The 7,125-nt window shown below is 60.4% G+C and carries 7 protein-coding genes; 2 read left to right on the top strand and 5 right to left on the bottom strand.

Annotated elements, in window-relative coordinates:
- The first annotated feature begins 274 nt into the window (after positions 1 to 274).
- A complete protein-coding gene (locus Q0106_RS10780; protein WP_297612745.1) occupies positions 275 to 2,077 on the top strand; it encodes a PDZ domain-containing protein in 1,803 nt (600 codons plus the stop codon).
- Here the strand turns inward: Q0106_RS10780 and Q0106_RS10775 are convergent.
- From Q0106_RS10775 to rpe, 4 genes are read right to left on the bottom strand one after another with little or no spacing between them, the layout of a single operon-like run.
- On the bottom strand, positions 2,059 to 2,778 hold the full coding sequence (locus Q0106_RS10775) for a uracil-DNA glycosylase (protein WP_297612742.1): 720 nt from the start codon (positions 2,776 to 2,778) through the stop codon (positions 2,059 to 2,061). The genes Q0106_RS10780 and Q0106_RS10775 overlap by 19 nt on opposite strands.
- Positions 2,778 to 3,215: a DUF1311 domain-containing protein gene (locus Q0106_RS10770; RefSeq protein ID WP_297612739.1), complete on the bottom strand. Its 438-nt coding sequence runs from the start codon at positions 3,213 to 3,215 to the stop codon at positions 2,778 to 2,780. Before Q0106_RS10770 ends, Q0106_RS10775 begins: the two co-directional genes overlap by 1 nt.
- Complete coding sequence (locus Q0106_RS10765; RefSeq protein WP_297612736.1) at positions 3,209 to 3,904, bottom strand: HAD-IA family hydrolase; 696 nt, start codon at positions 3,902 to 3,904, stop codon at positions 3,209 to 3,211. Before Q0106_RS10765 ends, Q0106_RS10770 begins: the two co-directional genes overlap by 7 nt.
- A complete protein-coding gene (rpe, locus tag Q0106_RS10760) occupies positions 3,901 to 4,599 on the bottom strand; it encodes a ribulose-phosphate 3-epimerase (protein ID WP_152159092.1) in 699 nt (232 codons plus the stop codon). The genes Q0106_RS10765 and rpe overlap by 4 nt, the downstream gene beginning before the upstream one ends.
- Positions 4,600 to 4,840: 241 nt before the next feature.
- Between rpe and Q0106_RS10755 the strand changes: the two genes are divergently transcribed.
- Positions 4,841 to 6,052: an MltA domain-containing protein gene (locus Q0106_RS10755; protein ID WP_297612733.1), complete on the top strand. Its 1,212-nt coding sequence runs from the start codon at positions 4,841 to 4,843 to the stop codon at positions 6,050 to 6,052.
- 91 nt (positions 6,053 to 6,143) lie between these two features.
- Here Q0106_RS10755 and Q0106_RS10750 read toward each other — a convergent pair whose 3' ends face one another.
- Entirely contained in the window at positions 6,144 to 6,857 is a 714-nt protein-coding gene (locus tag Q0106_RS10750; protein WP_297612730.1) for a DsbC family protein, read from the bottom strand.
- Between the last annotated feature and the right edge of the window lie 268 nt (positions 6,858 to 7,125).

Raw genomic sequence — 7,125 nt, 5'->3', positions numbered from 1 at the left:
TTTAAAGAACTTGTCGCTGTTTGATCAGCGAAGGATCGAAATCATATAGAAGTCGTTTCCTTTTGTCAAGTGCTCTAGAAGAAATCTTTTAGTTTGCTTCCCGGAGCGCTTCTTTTTCGCTGCCTCGTTTCCGAAGCAGGACGCGAATTATGAAGAGCCTTTCACCTTTTGTCAAGAGTCCCGGAAAAATATTTTTGAAGAGCACCCTGCGCTCTGCCCTACACTGAACGCCTGGCTTGAATTCCCTCTTTGTTTTTTCCTGAATACATCGCTTATGCAGCTCTCATACCGCATCACGCCGGATCCCCTTCATCACCGTTATCACGTGACGCTCCCGCTCGACCTCTCTCGCCTTGAGGAAGAAAGCATTCGTCTCGAAATGCCCGTCTGGACCCCGGGAAGCTACGTGCTTCGCGAATATTCCGGCCGCATCTCCGACATTCATGCAGAGTCCGCGGGCGTGCGCATTGAGCTCGAACAGATCGGGAAAGCCGAATGGCGCCTTCACGCGGATGAGATTCCGGATCTTTCCCGGGTTGAGGTTCACTGGTCCGTTTTTGCCTATTCAAAAGGCATTCACGACGCCTGGCTCGATGCCGACCGCGGGTTCATCAACCCGCCTGCGCTCTTTCTTCATCCGGCATCCATCCCTCAGGGGACCCTTTTCAGTGTTCTCTTTGATGCGAAGGACTGGGACGTGCACTCCGCGCTCGATGCTCTTCAGACCCCGGACGGAACATCCTGGCAGGCAAAGTCCCTTGACGAACTTCTCGATTCCCCGTTTGTCCTGATACCGAAGAAAGGCGCAAAGGCGACGATCCTTACCGTGGATGGCGGATCAGTTCCGCATGAAGTCATCATCACGGGGACCTCGAGCCTCAACACCAAACGGATTGCTGAAGACCTCAGGAAAATCTTCGACGCCGCCAACTCTTTCTGGCATGACCCCAAGGTGATTGCAGAGCCCCGGGCGCCCTTCAGCCGCTACATGCTCTACCTTCATCTCGAGCCCGGTCTTTACGGCGGGCTCGAGCACAGTGCCGGCACGGTGCTTCTCGAAGACGTGAATGCGCTTCCTGCCGCAGGAGAAGCAGAGCCCCCGAAGCGCTACGACGAATTTCTGATTCTCGTCGCGCATGAATACTTCCACGCCTGGCTCGTAAAGCGCCTGAAGCCTTCCGGGTTCCTTCCCTATGATCTTTCGCGCGAGGAATACACCCATGATCTCTGGATCTTCGAAGGGTTCACCTCCTACTATGAAAGCCTTCTCGCACGAAAAGCCCGCGTCATTTCCGAAGAGGTCTATCTCAGGCACCTCGCTGAACGCATGAACTTCGCGCTCACGCGCGAAGGCTTTGACGCCATGACGCTCGCCGAGTCGAGCTTTAATGCCTGGGTAAAGCTCTACCGTCAGACGGAAGACTCTCCCTATTCGCAGATCTCCTACTACACGAAGGGTGCGCTTGCCGCGCTCATTCTGGATTCGGAAATCAGGCGTCTTACCGAACGCAAGGAAACGCTCCAGTCGTTCCTGCAGACCTGGTACTGCTCTGCGGCCGACGAGATCCGTCAGGGAACCTGGAAAGGGCTGCCCGACGGAGGGATCGGCGAACTCTTCAAGTCCCTTATCCATGTCGACCTGAGCGAGCTCTTGGGGAAGCTCGTTTACGAAAAGGGAAATCGCTCCTTCTGGATTGATGCGGTCGAAAAGGCGCTCAATCTTCAGGGTCTTCAGACAGAAGCCGACCCAACGGTCCCGGGAGCGCTGAGGCTCGCCGGAATCCATCCCGGAAAGAAGGGGGGTGCGGTTGTCGCGGGCTATGTCGTCTCCTCATCCCCTGCCTTCGCTGCCGGCCTTTTCGCCGGCGACGAAATTATTGCGGTCGACGAGGAGAAGACGGATGCAGGCGTATTTGAGCGCCAGATTGAACGCGCCCGCGGCCGCAGGGTGAAGATTCATTTCTTCCGGGGCCCGAGGCTTCTCTCAGTCGTCCTTGACCTCAAGTCCCGTCCCGATCCCGAATTCCTCGGGCTCCTTCCGAAGCGCATCGTTCCCCTTCAGAAGAGCGAAGGCTGAGCTTCCTTTTCTTCCGTCCCATTCCAGTCAATGAGCGGTTCGCCTCGCTTTGCGAACCACTCATTGGCCTTTGCGAAGACATGCGACTTCATGAAGGCGTCGTCTCCCCGCGCAGCGGATAAAGGCGACGGATGCGAAGCCGTCAGGACCTTGTGGCGCCCCTCGTCAATCAGGGGAAGAAAAAGCTTCTGGGAGGGCTTCCCCCAGAGAAAGAAGACGAGTCCCTCGCGCTCATCGGAGAGCGTGCGGATGATTTCCGTCGTGAGACGCTCCCACCCCCAGCCGGCATGCGAGAGGGGGAGACCCTCCGCAACCGTCAGAATGGGATTAATGAGAAGGACGCCCGCTTTAGCCCAGTCCGTGAGGTCGCCGTTCGTGCGGACGGGACCGTCTTCGGCCGCCACCTTGAAGATGTTTCTGAGCGAGGGCGGGAGCTTCTCCCCTGCCGGCACCGAAAAGGCGAGTCCGCAGGCCTTTCCCGGCGTGTGGTACGGGTCCTGCCCGACGATCACGGCGCGCACCGACTCGAAGGGCGTAAGTTCAAGCGCCCGGAAGGCATGAGGCGGATAAACGTTTCGCTTTTCCGCCGCGAGGCGCCTCGCGAGCTCCCGGCCTTCGGGCGACGCGAGAAAAGCTTCGACAAGCGTTTTCCAGCGGCCGGTGAGGCCTGCGGGAGAAAGGTCGGATGTGGCAAATTCCATCAGTAGCTCGACTGGCTCAGATGCCGGTTGGTGAGGATGTTGGTTCTCAGGCGGTAGTAGCCGATCCTGCAGGCAAGCTCGGCATTGGCTTCTACGCGCTTGTTCCCCTTCGTCGTAATCCCGACGAAATCGCATTCGCGCTTCACAAAGGTCTCAAAGCTCTGTCCGGAGAGAATGAACTTATTCCAGCGCGTGCGGGTGCCTGAAGGCTTGTCGAGCGCCTTGGCGTAGGAAGCCACCCTGTCGGTGACGTCCTTATAGGTCGCCTGCACCATCTCGAGCTCCATCGAGAGGCACTTTCCGCGCGCCTCCTGGTCGTCGCCCTGAACGGCGCCGTAGCACTGCGCCACTGCTTCCGCCGTGGGCGGCTCTTTCTGCGGAGCCGCAGAAACGGCAAACGGAACGAGAAGCGCAAATCCCAAGAGCGCCTTCAGCATGCTTCGAGCTCCTTCAGAAGCCGGGCGCAGGCCCGGCCGGTATCGGGGAAAATTTCCGTAAATCCTTCCGCTCTTGCCCAGGCGGCAAGCGGAATGCCTTCGTTGTAGCCCGACTCCACGAGGAGGGCGCGCACGCCGGCAGCTCGTGCGGCAAGGGCGTCATTTCTGCTGTCGCCCACCATGGCGCATTCGCCCGGCGAAACGCCTGCTTCCCTCATGGCGCGCTCGATCATGTCGGGCCAGGGCTTGGGGCGCGCGGCGCCGCCCCCGCCGATCACGCCGTCAAAGGCGTCCGAAAGCCCGCGCTCCGCAAGAAACGCTCTCGCAAGCGGCTCTTCCTTATTGGTAACGAGCCAGACGGCAACGCCTTTCTGCTTGAGCTGCGCCACGCCCTCAAAGGCGCCCGGGATCAGCGCAATGCGGCTTCCGTCCATGCCGGACCAGATTTCAACGAGCTCCTTCAGAAGCTGATCCTCCGTCACTTTGGAGAGATCTGCTCCGGCGGCGCCCCACCAGCGCATAAGGCGTTCAATGAGGACGCGAACGCCGCCGCCGATCATGACGGCGACAACTTCATCAGGCACCTGCGCAAAGCCTTCCTTCCGGGCGAGGCGCCTCACGCCTTCAGCAATCTCGGGGAGCGAACTCACCAGCGTCCCGTCCAGATCAAAGCAGACCGCACGGATCATGAGCGGTCTCCAAGAGCGGCAACCGCTTCCTTCATGCTGCGGATCACCTTCGCGTAGCCCTCCGGCGACCCGGCGCCGAAGACTGCGGAACCCGCGACAAAGGTATCGGCGCCCGCCGCGGCGATGCGGGCAATGTTGCCGGGCTTCACGCCGCCGTCGATTTCGAGCGCGATTTCGCGGCCGGTTTCGGCCTTGTAGGCATCGAGCTTCTCGCGAAGCGCCATCGTCTTTTCAATCGTCGACTCGATAAAGCTCTGTCCACCGAAACCCGGGTTCACGCTCATGAGAAGCACCACGTCGATGCGGTCGAGCTCGTAGTCGAGGTAGGAGAGCGGCGTCGCGGGATTGAAGACGAGCCCGGCCTTCTTCCCGGCATTGCGGATCAGCTGCAGCGACCGGTCGATGTGCTTCGTCGCCTCGCAGTGGAAGGTGATGATGTCCGCGCCCGCATCAATGAAGCTCGGAATCAGCGCATCCACGGGTTCGATCATCAGATGCACGTCGATCGGAAGGGTTACGTGCGGGCGGATCGCCTTGAGAACGAGCGGCCCCACCGTGAGATTCGGCACATAGTGGTTGTCCATCACGTCGAAGTGAATCCAGTCGGCGCCGGCGGCGGCAACGTCGCGAACTTCTTCGCCGAGGCGCGCAAAATCCGCAGAAAGAATGGACGGAGCAATGCGGCAGGTGCGCATGAAGAAGCCTCCGGAGAAAAGCAGATTAGAGGGAAAGAGGAGTGCCCCGGGGAGAGCGGACGGCGCGCTTCCTCGAGCGCGCTCCTGACCCGGCTTTCCCCAAGCCGGCTTCAGTATATCTGCGCTCGCCCCCGGACAATCTGATGGGGCTTCATGGAAAGCGTGCGTTTCCGTAAGTTCGGCGAGCGAGGGTTAGACTTCTCTCCTTGAAATTTTCCCTTCCGGTCTTTTCGGGTGCCTCATGGCTTTTCCTTCAAACTCCCGCGCATTTCTTCCCGCTGCGAGGCGCGCCGCCTCGCTTTTCCTTCTCGCCGCCCTCGGGCTCATCTCGGCCTGCACGACCGTGGAGGCCCCGACGGAAAAGAAGCCCCTCGGAACGACCTTCGAAGCGGAAGCCTTTGAAAAGCTCCCTCCGGCGCCGGCGGGCGCCTGGAGCGAAGCGCTCTCCGCCTTCAATCTCTCCTGCACCCGGCTCTCGAGCGCTCCGTGGAGCGAAATCTGCGCGAAGGCGAAGCTCGAACCCCCGGAACGCGCGGAAGCCTTCTTTGCCGAAAACTTCACGCCCTGGGCAGTGGAAGTCCCCGGCAAAGGCGATGAGAGGACGGATACGGGCCTCATGACCGGATACTACGAACCGCTCCTTCACGGAAGCAGGGTCCGCGGCAAAAAGAATGCCTATCCGATCTACGGGGTTCCCGATGATCTTCTCATCATCGATCTCGCGGAGCTCTACCCGGAACTCAAGGGCAAGCGTCTTCGCGGGAAGCTCGACGGCCGCCGGGTCATTCCCTACGACCAGCGGGGCGTCATTCAGGAGAGACGCGACATGGAAAAATGGGCGATTGCCTGGGTAGACGACCCGGTCGACGCCTTCTTCCTTCAGGTTCAGGGGTCGGGGAGAATCGAGCTCCCGGACGGAACCTTCATGCGCGTGGGGTTTGCAGACCAGAACGGCTGGCGCTACCGCTCGATCGGGAACTGGCTCATCCGCGAGGAAGGCCTCAGGCCTCATGAGCTCTCGATGCAGAGAATCCGCGCCTGGGCGAAGGCAAACCCCGGCAAGGTGAAAAAAGCGCTCGCGCAGAACCCGAGCTTCATCTTCTTTGAAGAGCGCTCGGGCGACCCGGCGCTCGGGCCCGTCGGCGCCCAGAGCGTGCCCCTGACGCCAGAGGCCTCGGTTGCCGTCGACCCGAGCCGCTGGCGGCTAGGCACTCCATTCATGATTGAGGCGGAGCAGGACCGGCCGCAGCTTCATCTTGCTCGCCCCGTCATCGCTCAGGATACGGGGGGCGCCATCAGGGGCGTTCTGCGCTTTGATTATTTCTGGGGTTTCGGCGAGAAGGCCGGCGAAGCCGCCGGCCGGCAGAAGAGCCGTGTGCGCGCCTGGGTATTGGTTCCGAAGGGCCTCGTTCCCGCGGACATCCTCCCGGGCGGCGCTCATGCGCCGCGGTGAAGCCCTGGCAGCAAATAAGACGAAAGGCATCCTGGAAATCCGGATGCCTTTCTTTTCGCTTGTCTTCCGAGGAGTCGTCGGAAGAGAACGCTTACTTCTGCTCGGCGAGAATTCTTTCAAACTGCGAGGCGGGAACGGCCCCCGTCATGCGGTCGCCTGTCGGGAAGAAGAACGTGGGTGCGCCCGTCACGTTGTAGCGGCCGGCGAGCGACAGATTGCGGCGCATCACGGAAGCGTCGCAGTCGGGGCTCGCGCTCTCGGGCGCAATGCCCTTTCGCATCCAGTCGGCCCAGGCCTTCGACGGGTTCTTGCTGCAGACAATCTCGCGGTTATTCTGTTCGCCCCGGATCATCGGCGTAATGAAGGTGTAGACCGTGAGGTTCCCGACCTCTTCAAAAACCCGCTCCATCGAGCGGCAGTAGGTGCAGTTGGCATCCGAGAAGACGATCACCTCGCGCGAGCCGTCGCCGAAGACCTGCTTCACGGCATCCTCGCGCGGCCACTTGTTCCAGCTTTCGCGCGCCCACTCGCGCAGACGCTCCTGCGTCTGATTGGTCTGCGTCTTGGTGTCGATGATGGAGCCCGAGAAAACGTAGTCCACCTTGTCGTCGACATAAAAGAGCCGGTCCTGAATGAAGACTTCCCAGAGGCCGGGAATCGGTGCCGGACGGACGCTGTCGGCCTTGAGCCCCGTATTCTTCATGAGCTGGTCGCGCACCGACTGCTCGTCGGCCTGGGCGGCACCGGAAAGAAGCGTGAGGGCGGCAAGGGCCGCAGCGGCAAATTGCTTGAATGACGCGGTCATGACGAAGAGGGGCGCTCCACTTAGGGATAAGGACAAAGATTTTCGAAGGATTATCGCCAATCTCTCCTTCGGTGAATCTGAAAGCGTGCTGGAATCAATGGGCTCAGCCCTCACGCATATGCGGTATTTTTCTGCTGCTCCCTCCCCCGCCGCGCACGCCGTCTTGCAAATTCCTGCCGCCATTCATATAATTGCACCCTTGACATTTTTTGCGGCTAGGTAGCTCAGTTGGTAGAGCAGCGGATTGAAAATCCGCGTGTCGGCGGTT

This window comes from uncultured Sutterella sp. (assembly GCF_937923675.1).
GTDB lineage: Bacteria > Pseudomonadota > Gammaproteobacteria > Burkholderiales > Burkholderiaceae_F > Sutterella.
This window is presented reverse-complemented; position numbering and strand designations above follow the sequence as displayed.

Excerpts from the sequence above, each read along its gene's own strand:
- Q0106_RS10780 (WP_297612745.1), top strand. The coding sequence starts at position 275 with ATGCAGCTCTCATACCGCATCACGCCGGATCCCCTTCATCACCGTTAT.
- Q0106_RS10775 (WP_297612742.1), bottom strand. The coding sequence starts at position 2,778 with ATGGAATTTGCCACATCCGACCTTTCTCCCGCAGGCCTCACCGGCCGC.
- Q0106_RS10770 (WP_297612739.1), bottom strand. The coding sequence starts at position 3,215 with ATGCTGAAGGCGCTCTTGGGATTTGCGCTTCTCGTTCCGTTTGCCGTT.
- Q0106_RS10765 (WP_297612736.1), bottom strand. The coding sequence starts at position 3,904 with ATGATCCGTGCGGTCTGCTTTGATCTGGACGGGACGCTGGTGAGTTCG.
- rpe (WP_152159092.1), bottom strand. The coding sequence starts at position 4,599 with ATGCGCACCTGCCGCATTGCTCCGTCCATTCTTTCTGCGGATTTTGCG.
- Q0106_RS10755 (WP_297612733.1), top strand. The coding sequence starts at position 4,841 with ATGGCTTTTCCTTCAAACTCCCGCGCATTTCTTCCCGCTGCGAGGCGC.
- Q0106_RS10750 (WP_297612730.1), bottom strand. The coding sequence starts at position 6,857 with ATGACCGCGTCATTCAAGCAATTTGCCGCTGCGGCCCTTGCCGCCCTC.